The sequence below is a fragment of the Parachlamydia sp. AcF125 genome, from assembly GCF_018342475.1.
Classification (GTDB): Bacteria; Chlamydiota; Chlamydiia; order Chlamydiales; family Parachlamydiaceae; genus Parachlamydia.
In genome coordinates this window covers 565,144-586,075 of record NZ_JAEMUD010000001.1, presented here as the reverse complement: position 1 = coordinate 586,075, position 20,932 = coordinate 565,144, and the positions used below count along the sequence as shown (strand labels likewise).

The 20,932-nt window shown below is 39.6% G+C and carries 17 protein-coding genes; 4 read left to right on the top strand and 13 right to left on the bottom strand.

Annotation, left to right across the window (positions count from 1 at the left end; genetic code table 11):
- Nucleotides 1-5: 5 nt before the first annotated feature.
- From PARA125_RS02390 to PARA125_RS02370, 5 genes are all read right to left on the bottom strand, one after another.
- A complete protein-coding gene (locus PARA125_RS02390; protein WP_213157116.1) occupies nucleotides 6-722 on the bottom strand; it encodes an OmpA family protein in 717 nt (238 codons plus the stop codon).
- A 420-nt stretch (nucleotides 723-1,142) separates the two neighbouring features.
- On the bottom strand, nucleotides 1,143-1,838 hold the full coding sequence (locus PARA125_RS02385; protein ID WP_213157115.1) for a 2OG-Fe(II) oxygenase: 696 nt from the start codon (nucleotides 1,836-1,838) through the stop codon (nucleotides 1,143-1,145).
- 46 nt (nucleotides 1,839-1,884) lie between these two features.
- Complete coding sequence (locus PARA125_RS02380) at nucleotides 1,885-2,139, bottom strand: YtxH domain-containing protein (RefSeq protein ID WP_213157114.1); 255 nt, start codon at nucleotides 2,137-2,139, stop codon at nucleotides 1,885-1,887.
- A 4-nt stretch (nucleotides 2,140-2,143) separates the two neighbouring features.
- Nucleotides 2,144-2,722: a YtxH domain-containing protein gene (locus tag PARA125_RS02375; protein WP_249274134.1), complete on the bottom strand. Its 579-nt coding sequence runs from the start codon at nucleotides 2,720-2,722 to the stop codon at nucleotides 2,144-2,146.
- A 2-nt stretch (nucleotides 2,723-2,724) separates the two neighbouring features.
- Nucleotides 2,725-3,054: a hypothetical protein gene (locus tag PARA125_RS02370; RefSeq protein WP_213157112.1), complete on the bottom strand. Its 330-nt coding sequence runs from the start codon at nucleotides 3,052-3,054 to the stop codon at nucleotides 2,725-2,727.
- Nucleotides 3,055-3,177: 123 nt separating this feature from the next.
- Here PARA125_RS02370 and PARA125_RS02365 point away from each other — a divergent pair, with 123 nt between their 5' ends.
- Entirely contained in the window at nucleotides 3,178-4,251 is a 1,074-nt protein-coding gene (locus tag PARA125_RS02365) for an AI-2E family transporter (RefSeq protein ID WP_213157111.1), read from the top strand.
- Between the two features lie 41 nt (nucleotides 4,252-4,292).
- Here the strand turns inward: PARA125_RS02365 and PARA125_RS02360 are convergent, their stop codons facing one another.
- The 4 genes from PARA125_RS02360 to PARA125_RS02345 form a co-directional block, all read right to left on the bottom strand.
- Nucleotides 4,293-4,547 (bottom strand): CsbD family protein, encoded by a 255-nt coding sequence (locus tag PARA125_RS02360; RefSeq protein WP_349305666.1) that lies wholly within the window; start codon nucleotides 4,545-4,547, stop codon nucleotides 4,293-4,295.
- Nucleotides 4,548-4,601: 54 nt separating this feature from the next.
- Nucleotides 4,602-5,114, bottom strand: coding sequence for a ferritin-like domain-containing protein (locus PARA125_RS02355; RefSeq protein WP_213157109.1), 513 nt, complete (start codon nucleotides 5,112-5,114; stop codon nucleotides 4,602-4,604).
- 154 nt (nucleotides 5,115-5,268) lie between these two features.
- Nucleotides 5,269-5,826 (bottom strand): hypothetical protein, encoded by a 558-nt coding sequence (locus PARA125_RS02350; protein WP_213157108.1) that lies wholly within the window; start codon nucleotides 5,824-5,826, stop codon nucleotides 5,269-5,271.
- A gap of 31 nt (nucleotides 5,827-5,857) precedes the next feature.
- A complete protein-coding gene (locus PARA125_RS02345; RefSeq protein WP_213157107.1) occupies nucleotides 5,858-6,340 on the bottom strand; it encodes a BON domain-containing protein in 483 nt (160 codons plus the stop codon).
- A 287-nt stretch (nucleotides 6,341-6,627) separates the two neighbouring features.
- On the opposite strand from PARA125_RS02345, the gene PARA125_RS02340 reads away from it, so the two are divergent.
- The 3 genes from PARA125_RS02340 to recD are packed head-to-tail and all read left to right on the top strand — an operon-like array spanning nucleotide 6,628 to nucleotide 15,381.
- Nucleotides 6,628-10,071 (top strand): exodeoxyribonuclease V subunit gamma, encoded by a 3,444-nt coding sequence (locus PARA125_RS02340; RefSeq protein ID WP_213157106.1) that lies wholly within the window; start codon nucleotides 6,628-6,630, stop codon nucleotides 10,069-10,071.
- Nucleotides 10,064-13,558, top strand: a complete 3,495-nt coding sequence (locus PARA125_RS02335; protein ID WP_213157105.1) for a UvrD-helicase domain-containing protein — start codon at nucleotides 10,064-10,066, stop codon at nucleotides 13,556-13,558. The genes PARA125_RS02340 and PARA125_RS02335 overlap by 8 nt, the downstream gene beginning before the upstream one ends.
- Nucleotides 13,552-15,381, top strand: a complete 1,830-nt coding sequence (gene recD, locus PARA125_RS02330; protein WP_213157104.1) for an exodeoxyribonuclease V subunit alpha — start codon at nucleotides 13,552-13,554, stop codon at nucleotides 15,379-15,381. Before PARA125_RS02335 ends, recD begins: the two co-directional genes overlap by 7 nt.
- A gap of 259 nt (nucleotides 15,382-15,640) precedes the next feature.
- On the opposite strand, the gene PARA125_RS02325 is transcribed toward recD, so the two are convergent.
- The 4 genes from PARA125_RS02325 to PARA125_RS02310 are packed head-to-tail and all read right to left on the bottom strand — an operon-like array spanning nucleotide 15,641 to nucleotide 20,901.
- On the bottom strand, nucleotides 15,641-16,918 hold the full coding sequence (locus PARA125_RS02325; protein ID WP_249274133.1) for a TerC/Alx family metal homeostasis membrane protein: 1,278 nt from the start codon (nucleotides 16,916-16,918) through the stop codon (nucleotides 15,641-15,643).
- 26 nt (nucleotides 16,919-16,944) lie between these two features.
- A complete protein-coding gene (locus PARA125_RS02320) occupies nucleotides 16,945-18,234 on the bottom strand; it encodes a hypothetical protein (protein ID WP_213157103.1) in 1,290 nt (429 codons plus the stop codon).
- The gene (locus tag PARA125_RS02315; RefSeq protein ID WP_249274132.1) at nucleotides 18,212-19,417 is read right to left on the bottom strand and encodes a glycosyltransferase; all 1,206 of its coding nucleotides are present in this window, start codon (nucleotides 19,415-19,417) and stop codon (nucleotides 18,212-18,214) included. The genes PARA125_RS02320 and PARA125_RS02315 overlap by 23 nt, the downstream gene beginning before the upstream one ends.
- 11 nt (nucleotides 19,418-19,428) lie before the next feature.
- The gene (locus tag PARA125_RS02310; RefSeq protein ID WP_213157101.1) at nucleotides 19,429-20,901 is read right to left on the bottom strand and encodes a lipopolysaccharide biosynthesis protein; all 1,473 of its coding nucleotides are present in this window, start codon (nucleotides 20,899-20,901) and stop codon (nucleotides 19,429-19,431) included.
- Nucleotides 20,902-20,932: the final 31 nt, after the last annotated feature.

Genomic DNA, 20,932 nt, shown 5'->3' with positions numbered 1-20,932 from the left:
CTACCTCAACGCTGGTAAATTTTAAATTCTGCACGCCGATTTTGGCCCCACGCTTCCTCATTGTGGTCCAGGAATAAAGGCCGCTCTTTGCCATAGGAAATGGTAAACAAGTTTTCAGGATTAACCCCTTCTTTAATCAACAATTCACGCACGGCATTACTTCTGCGAGCTCCAAGAGCTAAATTATACGCTTCCGCCCCCCTTTCATCACAGTGGCCTTCAATAAATACGTAGACGCGCTCATGTTTTTTTAAGTAATCGGCTACTTTTCGCAAAACTAATAAGTTTTCTTCCCCTTTAATTAAGTTACTATTGTAGGGAAAATGCACGTTTTCAAAAATGCCAGCTAATTCAGGATAAGTGGCTGGATCATTAAAAGCATCAATTCCGGGAATCGAGCTCCCAGGATCTCCTGGAGAACGTCTAGGATGACGAGAGATGTCTGCCATGGCAATCAATTTGTCATTAGTTAAGTCTTGAAGAGGGACATAATCCCCTTCTTCCGGAGAAAAAGCATATTCTTCATCATAAACAGAAAACTCTTCTCGGCATCTTACTTGACGAGAATCACCATGCTTTCCAGCTAACGAACGAAAACCTCTTTGCATATGACGCCCAGCAGACTTAGTGTCATCCCACATCTCGTCTTTGCATCGTGAACACCCAAAGCTAAAAATCAAAGCTAAAAGCAATTGGATTGAAATCAGGAGTTTTGTCTTCATAAAACCTCTAAAGAATTGAATCATCTTGATCGAGTTAGTTCCTATACTTAACTATTATTGAGAAGCATTCTCAAAATCTTTCTCTGTTTTTACAAGAGATTAGATTAAGAATTGGATCTTATCACAATAGAAGCAAAAAAATACAACGAAACTCCACTTTTTAAAGCTAAATAGCTTGAGGAAAGCTTACTAAGGCAATTTCAAATTATTCATTTTTAGGCAATTAAGGTAAAAACATCCCCGTGAGAAAGAGATTCGAACCAGGCTTTCTTGCTTCAAGGCCAAGGTTGCCTCACATTTTTTATGCTTATCGTTTTTTAATACGTTAGTTAAATGTTAAAACTTAGAAATAAAATGGCATTCTCAAGGCGTATGAGGTAACAAGATAGCCGCCGAAACTCATCGAGAGGAATTCCTTAGCTACTCCATGTCATAAATGACGTTGAATAATCGACGGTATTTTCCGGAGGGAGATTTTAAAGCCTTGACTCCATGCCAAGCATTGGGCGTATTTTTAAATAAGAAGCTATAGTTGTTGAGGTAGGTTATGGGCGTTGAAGTCATAAAGTCATGAAAATCAGGGTTTTGCTTAGTGGTAAGCTTATCGCCAAGCACCAGTAACGCTCCTCCCCAACTTAAATCCCACTCTTCAGAAGTGTTAAAATAGAAGATATGCGTCGCTATCTTGGAAGCATTATCGCAGTGAGGAGAGACTTCATTGCTGGAAATTCCCATATGCCAGGCATAACGCCTCTGATATTTCTGATCCCCTAGAATTTGTTTCATTAGGTTTTGATATGCAAGATTTGTTTCAATTTCATGCAAAAATTGTTGCCAGAGCGGCGATAGCCCATCTGCGTGAATGACACCCTCTTTTTCTTCCTCATATTTAGACTTTTCATAAGCCAAATAATAACGATTATGTGACCTTTGATTTTTGCCTCTTGCCAGGTTTTCATGGTATTTAAATAGCTCAAGAGGAGGAAATTCCTCACATAATTGCTTGAAACTTTCTGCCGTTAGAAATTGGTGAAAATTATGCCAAGGAAATGGCCACCTTTTTAAAAAAGTTTCCGCGGGGAATGAATGGATGACAGACTCATTTATCAGTTGCATGAAGGGGATCCTTTTTAAATAAAGGAGGACTTCTCCTCCTTTGATGCTAGTGGGTGCGAGGGTGTTTTCGAGGAGCCTTTTTAGGTTGAGAGAGGGGAGGTTTCAAAACTTTTGAGCGTGGGCGGGGAGAAGCCGAGCTTGTAGGCTTGGATTTTTTCCCATTCAGCTGATTTAGGTGGTTACTGATTTTTTCCCTCAATTTTGCCCCAGAAGCTGGCGCGAGCAACAAAACCGTCGCAGCCCCTAAAAATGTTCCGATCAAAGTCCCCCACAAAAAATCTTCGTGACTTTTATTAACCATGCGACTACCTCCTCCTACCTTGAATTTGTTGCAAAACTCGGAGGCCTAAATTTGCCCAATCAAAAATTTCTTCCAATTGAGAGCCCGCTCGTTTCTTTTTAGAAGAGAGTTTCTCAATGATTGTATTTAAAGTCTCTCTCCATTCATCCGCCGCATACTCCATCGCATCGTGCCCTTTATGCTGAACATTAGACATAAATTTTTCTGCTTTTTCTCGAATCTCCTCGTATTTATCTCCCAATTCTTCGCGCAATCTTTCTCCGGATTGAGGAGCTAATAATAAAGCAGATGTGGCCCCTAGAACGGCCCCCACAACGCCCCCCATCCACATGGTTGAAGAGCTATCTTCCTCCTCTTCCTCAGCCTCATAACCTTCAAAAGGATGAAGAACTCTGTGACCAGTTTGCCTTAACTGATCTCCAAACGTGTGAGATTTTTCGCAAATATCCTCATAAGTTTCGGATAGATCATTTCGGAGCTCACGCCCTGACTTCGGTGCAAGCAATAGGGCAGCTATACTTCCTGTTAATCCCCCCAAAAATGCTCCCTTTAAAAAGCAATTCACATGGTTTTGTGAGCCCATATTCATCTCCTTTTTAAAAATTTTCTCACTAAGGTTAAGCTTAAAAGCAACCAAGCTGCCAGATCACCGGATGGTTCTTCTTGCAAATCGATGGCCTCTTCTTTTTCCATCCATTCTTTTTGTAGTCGATAAGTTTTTTCTTCGCAAATCTCCCCCATGTTTGCAAGAGAGCGAAGCAAAGGATCTATCTTCTCCATACGCATTTCCATGCTATCCATAAAAAAACCTAGTTTTGTTAGGACTTTTCGAACTGTGATTAGCGTTCTTATGGTAAAATAAGCCAATACAGCAAAAATAACTACGGAAACTACAATTATCGCATCTATAAACATAGTAAAAACTTAATTATTTCGTTTACTTAATGCATACTAAATAAGAAAAAGCCTGTCAACAAAATTTAAATTTAAGGATTAAAAAAGATTGTCAATTATTCCATTCTGTCATAAGTTAAATGCATGTGGTACACTTCCTCTTTTATCAGATATGCTGTAAAAGTCATTTTAGGGTTACTTATCCTCTTTCTGAGCGTTCAGCTATTGCCTTTTTTTTATCCGATTGTTCAATTTATCGCCTCTTTCTTTAGCCCCCTCATTTTAGGAGTTGTGCTTTACTACATGTTTAGACCGCTTGTACGGTTCATGATAGCCCACCATATTCCTTTCGCTCTTGCAATGTGCACCGTATTTGTTATTTTAGGAGGGATTGTTGCGAGCATTGCCACTTTTGTTGTTCCCACCATTATCACCTCTCTTCAGCAAATGGCCGTTTCGCCTGCCCAAAAATTAGAAGAAGCTAAAGATGCTACGCTGAATTTTATCAGTATTTTCAATTTGAATATGTATTCATATGAGGAAATTAAATCGCTCCTCACCCACCTCTTAGAAAAGACACAGCAATTTATTTTTTCGAATACTTATCTCATCCTGACTACGATTACCCACCTCGCTTCTATTTTTGTCGTCACCCCCTTTTGTCTTTTTTATCTCCTAAAAGATGATCAAAAATTTTATGGGTGGACAATGCAAATGATCCCCTCAACTTATCAACCGAGGTGTAAAAAGATTTTTTATCAGTTAGATAAAACTCTTTTAAATTTTTTTAATGGGCAAGTTCTTGTAGCTTTGGTTGTCTCTTTGATGGCATTCGTAGGTTTATCCATCATCCAGGTAGATAATCTTATTTTTATGGCATCGTTAACCTTTTTATTAAGCTTAATTCCTTATTTAGGCACCCTTATCGCTATTATTCCTCCTACTCTCGTCGGCTTAACGTCTAGCTATTTAATGGGCGCGAGCACTGCTGCAGTAATGATTTCTATTCACGTCCTTGAAGCCAACTTGATAACCCCCCATGTCATGATGAAACGTCTAGACGTTCATCCTCTCACCCTTATTTTATTAATAGTGGCCAGCTTCTCCCTATTTGGAGTTACAGGGCCTCTGTGGATAACCCCTCTATATGTATTTTTGAGAGAGATCTACATTCAGTTTTCTCAAGTTTTAAATCCCAAAGAAAATGAGAAAAATTAAGGGGAAGAAAAATTCCCTTTTCTCCCCCTTGTTCATGCAAATTAGAATTGACGTTTTAACGAATCAGAAGAACGACTTTCATTTTCTTCCTGTAAACGACTAAAGGATTCTTCTAGATCGTGAACTTCTTTTTCTGCTCTTTCTTTTGCCATTCCATATTTTTCTTGTAGCTTTCCTATAAGTATGTCACGACGGCCATTGATTTTTGTTAATTCATCCTCCGTGAATTTTCCCCATTTTTCTTTGATTTTTCCTACAATTTGCTTCCATTGCCCTTGAAGGATATCTTTATTAATCATAACAACCCCCTTATTAGTTAGAGACTAGTAGGTAATATTAACTCTCTTAAGTTATGAAATATCTTTTGCGCGCTTATTAATGCCTGCCGTAAAAAAACCTCCTTCAGCAATCATGGTTAAATGCTTATCTGCATTTCCTTCTTCCGCTAAAGTTTCTTTAAGCAGCTCAGCAATTTCATACAGCTCTAGCTGGATTGCAAAAGTTTTAGCAACCCCATACCCTGCAATCTCATAGTGCTCAACCCTTTGGGCCGCCCCAATTAAGGCAGCATCCTTTACGACCGAGGGAGTTTCATTTTGAATGACTTTATTGGCCTCCATAATTAACCCTTCCATCGCTTCACACTTTTCTTTTAAAGGGTTCTCATTCAACATGGAAAAAATATTTTCCAGCCTTGCCACTTGATTTTCCGTTTCACTTAAGTGATGCTCAAAAGCTTCCTTTAACTCTGGAGTGGTGGCAGCTTGCGCCATTTTCGGCAATGCTTCCACCAATTGTTTTTCTGCACTATACAAATCGCTTATTTCTTTTAAAAACAGCTTATAAAATGCATTTTGAACCATATTATCCTCCTATTTAAATGATCCCTATAAGCTTTAGAACAATTAAAATAGAAAGGGGTATCCCCAATAACCATAAGAGAATCATCCTTCCCATTAATAAACCTCCTAAGCAAACAAAAGGTTGAAAATGTTTTAAAATGTTTTCAACCTTCTTCTAATCACTTGAATCTCCTCCTTTTTCAAAGGAAATAGAGAGATCTTCGGCGCCTTCTTTTTTAAGAAGTTCAAAAGCTCGATCTACGTCTTGCGCGTCGTCTGTATGTACACTGATTAATATGCCTCCAGCCCTTAAGCTATCTTCATATCTTTTGGCCTCATACTCGGGAATCCCCATCCCTGCCAAGGCTCCAATCAACATCCCCAGAGAGCCTCCCAAGCCACTACCAGCTAACGCGGCCATAATAGGCCCCGCTGCAATAAAAGGGCCTAGCCCTGGAATCGCTAACGCGCCTGCTCCAGCCAACATTCCTAACGAACCACCAATAATCCCTCCTGAAAGAGCGCCTGTCGTTGCCCCTTCAGGCGCTTTAGTGTGCTTTTCATGTCCCACGCCCCCTTTCTCCGGAACAGCTCCTACCGCTTTCCCCTCATCCTTGCGATCTGCATAAAGCACAGAAATTTCCCCTGGGGCAAATCCCCACTCTTGCAATTTTTGCACGATCCTTTGCGCTTGGCTTTCATTTTTAGCAAGACCAAATACTGCTTTTGACATGAGAACCTCCAAAATTAAATTTTTAATTAAGTTATCTTTCACTCTCTTGAAGTACTTCAAGCTGATTATCTACTTGTTTAACTCCAGGAATCCGTGAAACAATTCTCTCAATGGCTTCTTTCTCAGCCACACTCTTTACAGGGCCTCGTAAGGTTACCACCCCGTTCACGCTTATAATCTTAATATTTTTTGCATAGGTAGACAAATCACGGTCTCCAACTAACGCTTTGCGAATGTTTTGCAAAATTGTACGATCAGCTTCGCTTTCTGGCTGATCAAAAGGGGTCAAAGTGCCACCATTTCGATCGCGCAAATTACGGGCTGTATTGTCAGCCTCCCTTGTCGATTTTGGGTAGGGAGGTTCTCGTCCATTGCGATGTGTATCTGCCGTCCGATTGTCTAATATTGTCTCATTATTCTGGACAGGCGGCTTAGGAGGAGGCTTGCTAACTTGTTGTTCACATGCCACTAACACCAATGAAAGAAGGGGAAGAATAAGTAATTTAGATTTCATTTTTATCTCCTTGTAAAAGGTTTAATAAAACTATAACTAGCTAACTTACTTGTAACTTTGATACGCGGTCCAAATACGCCGTTGAGAAGTAATCGAAAAAAGATATCCAAATTTATTGTGAGTGTAAATCACTCGATGCTTTTATTCCTTCAAAATAATAAATGGCATTATTTGTGTAAATTAAAAATCCTTAACAATCGGGAAATCATTCTGCATTTCTTTGCGGAGAAAATTGGTTTTTAATCATTCAATGTTTATGATAAAACCTCTATATTTCCGGGAAAACTATGTTTCATCAACCTGAACACCGCGTATTCTTTAGCAACCAAGCTGAGTTGCTTATTCATCCTTTGAAGCAACAATTAATCGAAGGGCAGCCTTTTTGCCAGCGCCTCATTATTGTGCCAAGCCCGGCTATGAAGTCGTGGATCATGTTTAAAATGGCAGAAGAATTTGGCATTGCCATGGGATTTGAGATCCTCTACTTAGATCAAGGGATACAACGTTTATACCACCTGCTTGCAAGCAATCAACCCCCTGCAAAGCATCCCTCTTCTTTTGAATTAACCTTAGCTCTAGAAGTTGAAATTCGGCAGGCGTTAATGAATTACTCCTCCTTGAGCTGTGAAGAAGTAAAACTTTGGAAACCCTTGTTTAACTACTTGAAATTTGATCCTTCTCTAAATTTTTTACCTCAAAAAGGGGAGAAAAGGCTTATCGCTTTAGTAGAAAAGCTAGCTAGCCTGTTTTTAGAATACGGCATATCGGGAGGAGAGGCTTTAGCGTTATGGGAGCAAGCCCCTTCTTCTTGCTGGCAAGCCTACTTATGGAAACGCCTATTTAAAGAAGGCAATTCCTACAATTGGACCTATCCTTATCAATTTCTCACCCGAGCTGCTATTCCAGAAGCACCCACCGACCAGTTACAAGTGCATCTATTTGCTATGAGCTATCTCCCCAGGTTATACCAAAATTTTTTTGAAAAAATCGCAAAAACCGTGGCTGTTTCATTTTATTTATTATCTCCTTGTGAAGCATTTTGGAGCGATATTTACTCTGATAAAGAAAGCAAAAAAATGCAGCTATATTGGAAAAAACAAGAAGCTTCTGAAGCCCAGCAAGTTGCTTTAGAAGAGCTTCTAAGAGATAAAAACCCTTTGCTAGCAAACTTTGGGCGTCTAGGTCGCGAGATGGCTATTGCTATTGAGGATTCTAATGCCCAGACAGTTGCATGTTATACTCTACCAGCGTGCGTGCGAGGCTTTGATTGTTACGAGGAAAAAATTACCCCTGAACTTCTTCTCCATTCTCCCCATAAGGATTGCTTAAGCCTGCTTCAGGCTATACAAGCCGACATGGTTCTTTTTAGAAATCCTGAGCTATCTTCTCCTTTAGCTTTAACTGAAAACGATTCCTCTATTCAAATCCATGCAGCTCCTTCTCTTTTGCGGGAAGTGCAAATTTTGCATGACAATTTAATTCGTACCATTTACCGCGCTTCGACAGAAGATCCCATTTTTCCTAATGAATGGATCGTCATGGCTCCCGATATCCGCTTATATACTCCTTTTATCAAAATGGTATTCGGTCATCCAAATAGCCCCCTTGCTTACCAAATTATGGATGCCGAGCTACCCGAACAAAATCTCTATATTCAAAGTTTTTTACATCTGCTTAAGTTATCCAGCTCGCGCTGGGATACCCTGACTTTATTAACCTTATTTGATTACCTCCCTTTTCGAAATAAGTGGGGGCTTGAATTTGAAGATATTGATCAAATTAGAATGTGGATTAAAGAAACCGGTATTCGATGGGGAATGGACGTTTCTCATCGAAAAGCAGTTTTAAAAAAGGAACACTGTCCTCAAACTCTCGTAGATGAAAATCCGGCGGGTACTTGGGAACATGGTTTCCAGATGCTTTTAAAAGGATTTGTTGTAGGCGAAGACCTTACAACTTTTCCTGTTGAAAATACGCAAGGCTCTCTTTTAGGAAATTGGATTTACCTTGTCCGCTCTCTCTACCAAGATTTAAAACCTCTCTCTGATAACTCCAGCCGCACAATTCAAGAATGGGGAGCTTACTTACAAAATCTAGCTAACTTTTACTTACTTCCAGAAAATTCCGAACACAAAGATTTACTCGAAATCCTGCTTAAAAGTTTTCTTAAAGATTTTCTCCCTCACCATTCCTTTTCTTTCCAAACAATTCGCCCCTTACTCGTCTCTTTATTCAAAAAAGAAACGGTTTCTTACTCAGAAACATCCTTACGAGCTGTTAAATTTTGCTCTATGCTTCCTATGAGAGCTATCCCTTCAAAAGGAATAGCTCTCATGGGCTTAGAAGAAGGGGCTTTTCCTCGCTTTTTGCCCGAATCTTCCCTCCATCTTTTAGCCCGCCACCCTTTGGCAGATTACGCCCCTTCGCAAGTAGATTTTGACAGATATTTATTTTTAGAAACCTTAATTTCTGCTAGAGAGTATCTTTTACTAAGCTACCAAGCAATTTCACCCGATGGAAAAGAACACCCTCCTTCTCTCCTTGTTCAAGAGCTGCTCAGTTATATGGATAAAAGTTATCGCTTAGGAAATAGCCCTCCATCTAAGCAATGTTTCATTAAACATCCTTTTCATGCCTATGCCTGCCATTACTTTACAGACCCTTATTCTCCTATTAGCAGTTTTTCTCAAGAAAATTATCATGCCGCTAAAGCAAACTTATCCGCAGAAAAAACCCCTAAACATCATTTTATTCCCAGGTTTCTTTCTTTACCTGCTCCCTCTATTAACCATGAAGAAGAACACCTAATTGAAATTAAACAGCTTACAGCCCTTACTCGCAATCCATTTGAACACTATTTCAACAAAAAATTAGGAATCTATTTAGAAAAAGAAGACGCGCGAAAAATTCCCAGCGATGACTTTTTTTGCCTGACCTCTCTTTTTAAAGCTTCTTTAAAAAGAGAAGCTCTAAAATTTCCCTTAGAAACGCTGCTTTTGCAAAATGAGGTAAAAGGATGCCTTCCTTCTGGTTATTTTAAAACACTTGCTGTGGATCTATTAAAAAAAGAAATTGAACAAACTAAAACATCCTTGCTGAATTGTGGTGTGAACTTAGAGCATATCTTTCAAATAGAGTTAACAGAGGCCGTTTCACAACCTACACACATTCATCCCACTTGCTGGCTTTTCCCTCCTTTGGAATTTGACTATCACTCAAATAAAAAAATTAAAATCATCGGAGTTATCCCAGAAGTCACCCCTCAAGGCCTTTTAGCTTTTATTCGAGATGAAAAAAGAGAAGTTATTAAAGCTTGGCCCGCCTATCTTATTTTGAATTGCTTAGCAAAAATCCATCCAAACATTTTTGGAACTCATCTCATTTTCGCAAAAAGCGGTAGCATTAAAACCCCCTTTTTTGAGCATCCCTTTTCTTTGTTGGAGCAATTTTTAGATTATTATTTTATCTGCCAGACCCATATTTCCCCTCTTCTTCCTCAATGGATACCTGAGATGGTTGAAAATCCCGCTTCGTGTCAAACAAAGATCCAAAAAAGCCTGACAGGCCATTTTACTCTTTTTAATGAATATGTCGATTGGATAACAAGAGGAAATAACGAACTGGACTACTCTTCCTTAATCTCAGAATGGCGAGAAGTGGCAACTACTTATTTTTCTCCTATTTACTCAAATTGGTACTCCTCAAAGCGGAAAGGAGAGAGCGATGTTTGATGTCTTAGATAGACACCTTAATATCCATCAACATCATGTTTTAGAAGCCTCAGCAGGAACGGGTAAAACATTTTCTATTGAAAACATTATTGTGCGCCTTCTTGTGGAAAGCCCGCCTGTAAGTATTCAAGAAATTCTTGTGGTAACCTTTACCCGAGCTTCTACTCATGATCTAAAGGTACGTATACGAGAGAACCTTGAAAAAGCTCGACTGTTTCTGCACAGCTTGCTTCATCCTTCCTATGCAGACTTACAGGAAGCTCCAGATTATTTAAAAGCCTTTCAAGAAGCAAGCGAAGAAGAAATCAGAACGGCAAAAAAACGTTTAGAGTACGCCCTTTTTGAATACGATCAAGCGCAAATTTTTACGATTCATTCCTTCTGTTTGAGAACGCTTCGCACTTATTTTTTCGAAGGAGATTTGTCTTTACATGCTCTGGCAGAAAAAGAAACTCTTTCCCACGCTGAAATTATCCACATTATCCGCAATTTTTTCCGCACGGAGCTTAAGCCTCATATTTACGGCCAGGTACATTTTCAATTTTTGCTTAAACATTATGATCACTCGATTGAAAAATTAGAAAATGAGCTCGCTAAAGTGATAACACAGGGGATTCCTTTAGCCTCCTCCCCAAGTTTTGAAGAGCAATTTGAATTGTTTAAAAATGCTATGCTCCTTCTAAAAAAGGAAGGATTTTGCTCTCATTTAATTTTAAAGGATTTTTATGTGTTAGCTCCCCTTTATAAAGGGATGATGGACAGGCAAAAAAGGGTAAAACCTGAGATCCTTTCTAAAATCCAATGCTTTGCCACGCTTTTCGACCAAGAAGACTGGTCTCTGCAAGATTATGAAAAAATCATTGAAGATCAATTATTCTTAGTTAAAGCATTCGATCCTTCCGCCTTAACCCAAAAAGCGCTTTCCACACAGATGCCTGCCTTAACCTTACCCAATTTGTGCTCCTTGCTTAAACAACACCTAGAGCCTCTCGTTCAACCTTTAAGTACATTTGCCAAACTCGCCTATGATTGTCAAAAATTCCTGAAATATTACCAACAACAAGAAGAGAAATTCAGGTTCGATGACTTGCTGCATAACATGTTACAGGCCTTGCAAGATCAGGCCTTTGCAGAAAATATCCGCAGCCAATATAAGGCTGCTTTAATTGATGAATTTCAGGATACCGATCCGGTTCAATGGAAAATTTTTGAAACCCTTTTTCTCCATGAAGATTATACGGGCTATCTCTATCTGGTCGGAGATCCTAAACAATCCATCTATGCGTTTAGACAAGCTGATATTTATACCTATCTTTCAGCAGCTCAAGCAATTGGAAATGAACATCGAGTTTCACTGGCCACCAATTACCGGTCCCATCCTTTATTAGTCCAAGGACTTAATACCCTTTTTTCTCAAGCAAACACTCCTGACTTGATTTTTTTGCCAAAATGGCAAAAAACATTAAATTACCAACAGGTGCAAGCTGCGGACAAGATTTTTGATAAAAGGCTGACAGATGAAATGGGAGCCATCCATTTTATTTTAAGCGCTCAGGAAAAGCCTTCTCTAGATAGCTTGGAAGAGAATGTTTATTTTCCTTTTATTACCCAGGAGATCCACAGACTCTGCCAACAAAGTGTCTTTAAATACCAAGATTTTGCAGTACTTGTTGCTGACCGTTATCAGGCTCAGCGTCTATCTGACTATTTAAAAAAAATGAACATCCCCTCTTTGACACAAAGGCAGAGCAACCTCGCAGACTCTCCAGCAGTTCAATACTGGCAAGAGCTATTGTATGGCATTTTATACGCCCGGCACAGCAGCTCGCTAAAGATAGCTTTAGGTGGAAAGATCTTCGGATGGAACCATGAGGAGATTCTTAAGCTAGAAGATCCCTTTTTCTATGAAAAAACGTTATCGGAAATCTATTTTCTACGCAAAAAACTTCTCAAAGAAGGGTTTATAGCTTTTTATCAAGCCCTGATGCATCACCCTCTCTTTCAAAATAAGCAGGCACTCATCGAAAAAATTTTACAACAAGAAAATGGGTCCGACTTTTTAGAGGAGCTCAGCCAAATTGCAGAACTCCTTATTCAAAAACAGCATGAAACCCACTGCCCTCCTGAAGGTTTAATCGCTTTTCTAGATGAGTTTCCCCTCTTAAAACTTAACGACGACAAAAGGCTTTACAAACAAGCCGATATGCATCAACAAGCTGTCCAAATTCTCACTTTGCATTCTAGTAAAGGACTGGAATTCGAAATTGTCTTTGTCCTCGGTTTAATTAAAAAAAACCAAGTTCCCTCTCAGTTGATCCCCCAATTTAAATCCTCTTCACAACCGAATTTGGAGCTGGTTTTTGATGTTCAAGATCCCCGTTATATAGACTATTGCCAAGAATTAGATGCAGAGAAAATGCGCCAGTTATATGTAGCTTTTACGCGCGCTAAATACCGCTTATACGTGGCAGCCACAAGCAATTATGAACGAAAAGTCGCTTATGGCTGTGCTTCTGCTATGGAAATTTTCCTAGCAAAGCTAGGGCGCGCTGCCTGTTCGTATGAAGAGTTATACCAAAGGATTCATGCGAGGCCCTCTCAAGCTCTAATTCCTTTTATCAAATCATTAAGCAGCTCTATTTCAATAACTTATACTGAAACAAGTGCATTAGTTTCTTCTCCTGTTCAAAATAAAATCGCGTCCCCTATACTTATACCTCCTCCACAGATTCACATTGCTTCTGAAATGACGGCCATTTCGTCTTTTTCCCAAATCTCTAAACAAATGGACCAAATCACCCCTGAATGGGTTGAGTCCCCTCCCCATGACTTTGAGGCCTTGAACAAAAACCCTCATACCCTTCCTGCAGGAAATAAAACCGGCCTTCTCCTACACGAACTCTTAGAAAAATTTTCATTTGAAAAAGCACACGATATCCACTGTTCGGCAGATTTATCAGCTTGGATCTCACCTTTTGTTCAGCATACGGAATTTCAAGCTTGGGAACAGGTTTTAGCGGAAATTTTAATGAGAGCTTTAAAAATGCCTCTACCGTTTAAAGATTCTTGCTTTTCCCTAGCTGAGGTTCACCCTTCTAAAATATTTAGAGAGATCGAGTTTCTTTATCCTTGCGAAAAAGAGTTGTTAGATCCAAATATTCCTAAAGGTTATCTCAAAGGTATCATCGACTTAATGTTTGAGCATGCTGGCAAATTTTATATTATAGACTGGAAATCAAACTGGTTAGGGCCTAACTTAGAAGCTTATTCGCCAACCTCTTTACAAAAAGCCATGCAAACCCACCATTACCACCTACAAAGTACTATTTATGTAGAATCCTTAAAGCGCTACCTTCAGCTGTTCAATCAATTCAATTTTGAAAGGGATTTCGGAGGGATCTACTACTTATTTCTTAGAGGACTGCATAGCGAAAATAATCAATTCTTTGGCTGTTATGCCTTACCAGAAGGAAATTTTACATGCTAAAAATAGTTTCCCATTGGTCTATTTTAAATGCTTTATTAGAACAAGAAGCCCTTCCCTATGAAGTTTACGCAGTTGCCAAGCTTCTCGTAGAAAATGAGGCTTCTGCGGCTTTTATTTGCCACCTTCTTTTATCCACTCAACATGGGCATCTCTGTATTTCCGTTAAGCCAGGTTTTATTACCCCTTCAATCGATGATATTTGGCTTGGAGAGCCTCATCAAAAAAGCGCGCTGGATCCGCTTCTCCTTAAACTGTCAGCTCTAATCCCAGAAGGAGTACAAAACCTTTCAGGCTCCTTACCACACGTGATTTATCAAAAAGATTGCTCTTACTATTTGCAAAAACATTGGCAACAAGAAACCCTCTGGATTGATTGCGTTAAAAAAGCTCTTACTTTCCCTCAACCATGGGGGAATCAGCATGCTATCGAACATGAAATTTCCCATATGCTTCTCTCGCAGAAACTGCTTCCTGAACAAGCACAAGCCGTGCTCAAAGCCGCTCAACAAAATTTGCTTCTCATTTGCGGAGGACCCGGCACAGGTAAAACTTACACGGCAGGGCAATTGATTAAAATTTTATGGAATCATTTACCGATTGATAAGCAAAAAGCCTTTCAAATTGCCCTAGCAGCCCCAACTGGCAAAGCAGCTTCTAATCTACAAAATAGTCTCGCTAAAGCGACCGAAGATCTTGCAAATTGGAAAATTCCTAAAGCTAAAACTTTGCACGCACTTCTCCAAATAACTCCTTACAAATATACAAAAAAAAGAAGCTTCTCCCCCCTGGCTGCAGATCTTATCCTGGTCGATGAAAGTTCTATGATTGACCTGCCCATGATGATCCAACTTTTCTCTTCTCTCAAGCCCTCTGCCAAATTAATCTTGTTAGGAGATCACCATCAGCTGCCCGCAGTGGGGATTGGCAGCCCGTTTAGAGATCTGCGCGCCTACATGCAAAGCAAACCGGAATACGCCGATCAAGTCATCGAGCTAAAAACCTGTTTAAGAGCTGAATTGAAAGGAATTTTAGAGTTTGCAGAAGCGGTGAAAAGAGGAGATACCGCAAATGCCCTCTCCCTTCTCGAGAATGAACATTCCCAAGGGATTGAAAAAGTCTATTTTGATGAAAAAATTTCTCTTTCCCATTTTTATTCCTTTTTTTTAGAAAAAACGGCTTCTCTTTTTTCGTTTGGGAATATCACACACACGCCTCCTGAAGATCTTTTGAGGATGTTTAATCGCTTTCGCATTTTATCTCCTTTAAGAAAAGGCCCTTTAGGAATTGAGGCACTCAATCACCTTCTTTTAGAAAAGTTTATGCAAAACCATCCCCCTACCTCCCCCTTTGTCGCTCCTATTTTACTTATCAAAAATGACCATCAAGCGGAGTTGTATAATGGGGAAATTGGAGTACTAGTACGCCTGCGAAAAAGCGAAGGATTGCAAGCAGGAGATTATGCTCTTTTTCCCGCTAAAGCAACCGATGGATCAGGTACAATTCGGCGCATTCCCGCTTTGCTTCTTCCTCAATTTGAATATGCGTATTGCTTATCTGTGCACAAAAGCCAAGGAAGTGAATTTGATCAAATCCTGCTCATGCTCCCTGTGGGATCTGAAGTGTTTGGGCGAGAGGTGCTGTACACAGCTGTGACAAGGGCTAAAAAGCATTTACAAGTTTGGACTAATCCCAATACCTTGAGTCAAACTTTAAAAAGAGCCTCCAATCGACTTTCTAGTTTTGTGGAGCGAATGGATGACTTGGCAGAGCAATCTCAACTAAGTCATCCTGAATTATTGGCCTATGACTCAGCTAGGGGTTGATCTCATGATAATGTCTGCCATCGTAATATCCCTTCGGATATTTATTTTCATACCCCATTCCAAATAGCTTTTAATATTTTTATTCCACTCTTTTTTCAAAAGGTCCTAACATTTTATTCCGAGAGTGTCCGGTTTAACACCAAATTCATGAGATAAAAATGATTTTTAATAATTTATAAGGTTTAGCTTGTGTAGCCGTCCTACAATTAATTCAAGCGCTTGGAAGAAGTTGGAAGTGCTGTAACTAAGCAAGTTTACTTTACTTATCCTCCTTCATTTTCGTTATTCTCTCTGAAACTTTATTTATGAAATGTTTGCTATACCCCTTAATTTTTTTATACAATTTTTTCGCCCATAAGAATTCTTTTGCCAAGATGGCTACCCCGAGGGGGATGACAATAAAAGCGGGGCCAGGCAATACGAGGAGGGTAATCCCTATCAAAAGAATCGTACTCCCCACCACCAAGGTGATCATTTTTCGGGCATGTTTAATGATAACTTGAAGCAAAGACTCTTGCACTCCCGCAAAAAATAAGGCGAAAGGAGCTCCCTCTCTTTCCTGTGCAAAGATAGAGGCCAAAATGCCCACGAATAAAATTCCACCAATTATGGCAAGCGAAACTCCAATAGGGATATGGTAATAATTTGCCATCAACATTTTCATTCCCACAAAGGCCATTAATAAAGCTAAGCTTGCCTTCAGATAGGCAAATTTTTGCATCATGCTAGCTAAAGCAAAATAGAGGGAACGCAATCCCAAAATTGCAAAAATATTTGAGGTAAATATAATAAAGGGTTCCTTGGTAACGGCAAAAATTGCAGGAATAGAATCAATCGCAAAAAGCACATCTGAACCTTCGATCACAAGTAAAACCAAAAATAAAGGGGTCATTTGCAAATGTCCCTTGCTCCTCACGAAAAAACGATTTCCATGAAATTCTGAAGTGATAGGAAAATAACGATAAGCGAGCTTAACTAATAAATTATTTTTAGTTTCTAGGCGATCATGCTGAATAACCAGCATTTTAATGGCGGTAAATATGAGAAAAGCCCCAAAAATATAGTTAATCCAATGAAATAGGGAAACGAGAGCAATCCCTCCTAAAATCATGATTAATCGCAGAACCAAAACCCCTAATATTCCCCAAAAAAGCACACGGTGTTGGTAAATCGATGGAACTTTAAAATAACTAAAAACCAAGGCAATAACTACAATATTGTCCAAACTGAGCGATTTTTCAATCACATAACCGGCCAAAAATTGCAAAGCGGCTTCTTTTCCTTTTAGAATAGGTTCATTTAACCCCATTCTAAACCAATGGTTTTCATACAGAAAGAAGATAAAAACATTGAAAACTAAAGCCAACATGATCCAAAAAAACGACCATGTGAGTGCCTCGCGCGTGCTAATCGCATGGGAATTTCGGTGGAAAACACCTAAATCTAAAATGAGCAAGATAACAATTAAACTGATAAAAACTATCCACAACCCAGCTTCCATACTGATTCCTTTGTCTATTCCCTTAAATGGGAACATACACTTTCCCTTAATTCAAGAAAAGCTTACACAGTAGGGCCTCGGTTTCTAAAAGTTTTTAAGCTTGTGATGAAGCTTTGCGGCAGCCATTTTTTTATTTTTTTGAATAAATAAAATTCGCAAGGCATTAATTTCCAAGTTAACCAATCTCTAAACTGGTTAATTGGATAAAAAAAAGAGTGTCGCTTTGATGGATTGAAAGGCCTGATCGCTAAGCAATCTGGGAGAGCCTTTTCGACGAAGGATTTATAGGTATACAGTCCGGACTCTACCACATCTTGAAAAGCCCTTTCTGTCAATTCCTCTCTCACGTCCTCTTTTTGAACTAACTCTAATACCTCATCCAGATTGCTAAAATCTTTTTTAAGTTCCAGGTAATGAATGCCTGGCTTTAAAATCCCTCCATAAGATCCTTCCACTAGAATTTGGCAACACTTAGCCACACAAGCCTCTAAATGCCTTGGTGATAAGGCAGCTAAAGCAAGATTGCCCTCCATACCAGGAAAGCAAGCGGCTTCAATTTCTTCAAAACTTTTATGGGGATTTGCCTTGACATATTGATCGACTTTACTCCGTAAACTTCCATCCTTGTCAAAAATACTGCTTCCACCTTCAACGCCAATAAAGGCTTTGCAGCGCAACATAAATTTATACCAGTCGTAACCTAGAAAAAAATCTTCAGCCTTTGTGACAGTGGCAATATCGACAGTCAATCCTTTTGCAATGGCAGCCTCTCTAACAATAGGAGCAATATCTACTTTCAGTTTACCTTGCCTTCCCAGCCATGCCGGTACACGAGTAGCCCGATAGCCGATATCAATATCTTTGTGAGGAACAATTTTTCTTAAACTGCTCATGACTGCACAAATGTCGTTTTCTAAATATCCCGTTAAATTTTTATAGAAACGAACTTTGGATCGATCTATACCGTAATAAATGGTGGGCCACTCCGATTCTTCTGCCACGGAAAATACTCCTTCAATCTGAAATTCCTGAATAAATCGATTGATTCGATCCATAGCAAAAAACTCATCTTGGGAGAAAATCACTTTTATCGCTTTCGATTTTTTAATAAGGCTTAAACGAGAAATGTAATCTTCGTAAGATAACCCATTCATCCTGAAATGAATGCTGAAGAAATGGAGAAAAATGATGAGATCAAACTCAATTTGAGAATAATAGGCGGGAATCCCATAGGCATAATTACAGTAATACACATGCTGCTTCGCATACTTGCCAAAACAACCCAGAAAATCAGAAAAGGTTTGCCTGAGTTTTTGAGGCGCATAATAGTCATAAATGACAAGGATATTCATGATTACTTCCTGAGCTAGTAAACCGATAAAATTGGATCAATTTTTGGGTCACAACCTGTCTGCTAAATCGATTGATAGCGCTGTTGCGCAAAACTTCAGGTTCATAGCAATTATATTGAATGTTTTTCATGGCCTCTGCCAGAGCCTGAGAATCATTCAAAGGTACCAGAATACCCACATCCTCTGTCACAATATCCTCGGGCCCACCGCAGCGAGTCGCGATGAGCGGCAAACCTGTTGCCAAAGCTTCGATCAAAACCACTCCAAAGGTTTCAAAGTTGCTGGGAAGGACAAAAGCATTTGCTCGATGCATAGCTTTTAACACTTCCCCTCTAGATAAAGGACCCAGAAAATGGACAGCCGAAGCAATCTTATAATCGCGCGCCATTTGTTCTAATCCCTTTTTTAACTCTCCGGCCCCCCCAATCTCCAGGCAAATATGAGGATTATGTTGATAAGCCAATTGAAAGGCCTTTAGCAGAAGAGGATAATTTTTGTTTGCGGTTAAATGTGCAAGGCAAAAAAAACGAAAAGGGCTCCGTTTTTTTTCTTGAGAAGCCAAGGTAAAAAAATCCGCATCAAAACAATTAGGCAGCACCTGCACTTCTCTCCCGGCGCACTTCTCAATGACCACTTTTAGAGCCCTTCCTACTGAAAAAACATACGTCGCATGCCGATAAGCTTCCCTTATATAAGGCTTGCTCCAGCAGTCTTCTAAACCCGTACTAAAAGGTTTTTCTTTTAAAATGCCGGTAAAATGCTCTGTGACCACATAAGGGATTTTCCATTTCTTAGATAACACTTGGGCAGCAATCCCACCCCACAAAACGGAATGTGCATGAATAAGAGCAGGCAATCCCTGTTTTGCCACATATCTTTTCATCAAACTATCCGCTTGTGCGATCCAAAAGCGCATCTGTTGCTTGATCATCTTGGGAAAAAGGTTCCAACCATGTCGGCGATAAGTGGGGATATGATCTTCTATAGCAAAAGAGGATTGAAAATAATTTTTTAGGCCCTGCGCCCATTTCCAATCCCTTAAAGGGCGAACTTCGGGATAGATAACCCCCACATTTACCCCTTCTTGATATAAAGCTTTAGCTTGCTCTTGAAAAAAAATGCCTTTGAGTGGGTTCTCTTCAATCGGGTACCAAGAAGGTAGCCATAGAACGTGAAGTGGCATTGCGCTCATTTTTATGGATTTGCCATCGTTAAGTTTTGTCGAATTCCCAGGAGGCCCTTCATCTTAGAAATTAGGGCAGTTTTTTCTGCCCGATTTAAACATATTTTCCATAAAAAAGCATAGTATAAAGCTGTAATAAAAAACATGAAGGCGATATAGGGCACTCCAAAATTCACAGGGATAAATGAAGCGGCTGCTGTGAATGCAAAGCCCCCAAAAATTTTCATCAAGCGATTGGTTTCATATTGGACTTTTAACAAACGTCTGCTCACTGTAACGCTTAGGATAATCACCATCAAAAAACCACAAAATGTGGCCATGGCAGCCCCCTCTTTTTCTAAAAAAGGGATCAACATAAAGTTTGCCAAGACGCACGTTAAACCGGCTACTGTTTCCACAGCAACTTGCCAAAGAGATTTTTTGTAAAAAAGAAAAGGAGCTGCAGAAATCACATACACGCCCCATAAAGACTGTGAAATCCCTAGCAAACCAATAATAGACCAGGTACCATGATAAGCTGGATGCAGCATATAATGGGTGAAAGTTTTAGCCATGGTAAAAAGCGGTACAATCAAGATACCCATGCCCATTAAATAATAGCTCATCACTTTGCCAAATAAAACTTTCGCCTCTTCTTGGCGGTGAAGATAGGAAGTGAAAAAGGGTTGCCAAGCTGTATTAAAACTGCTGACCGCCAGTTCAACCGGACGCGCAAAATATAACCCCACGCAAAATAAACCTACCACTTTCAAATCGGCATAGAGATGCAAAATATATCTGGAAGAAGATTGCAAAAGAAAATATCCAAATAGGCCTAAAATAAAAGGATATCCCACCTGAATGAGCTCCTGCACCTGCTTAAATTGCAATCCAAGAGGTATTTGACGTAAGGCTACACAGAGAGTAATAAAAAAAGCCCATGATTGGGCAGATAAGGCCCCTTTAACAAGACCTAAAGCTCCCTCATTCTTAAAGACCACAAAAAATAGAGTAGCTCCGATTGAAACGATGACCTCAGAAAGGTACAACATAATAGACAAAATGGCCCTTTCACGTATCCTAAAATAGCTTAATAAAGGAAAAAGCGTGGCCGATAGGCTTATTCCGAAAAATGACAAAAACACAGGCCAGGCGTGGCCGGCAATGCCAAACAGTAAGAGACTTAATCGCTCTGACAACCAATAAGCTATTCCATTCCAAAATAGGGCATTTAAAAGCAAAGTTAAAAAACCTGTCCACACTAAAGCCCCCTTTTCCCCTTCTTTTTCTAATGCCCAATACGTTCTACTAAAGGATCCTCCAAAACCTAAGGTGAGTAGCCCATTCATCATCATTCCTAAAACAGCTAAAGATCCAAAAATCCCATAATCTTCTGGCGTAAGGTAGGAGGTATAAAGGGGAAGTAAAAAAAAGGTCACAAGTCGAGCTAAAAATTGCCCTAATCCGTATATGAATGTTCCTCTAAAAAGACGTGAAAGTTGCATGAGAATAGCCAAAATTGAAAGAAAATAAGTC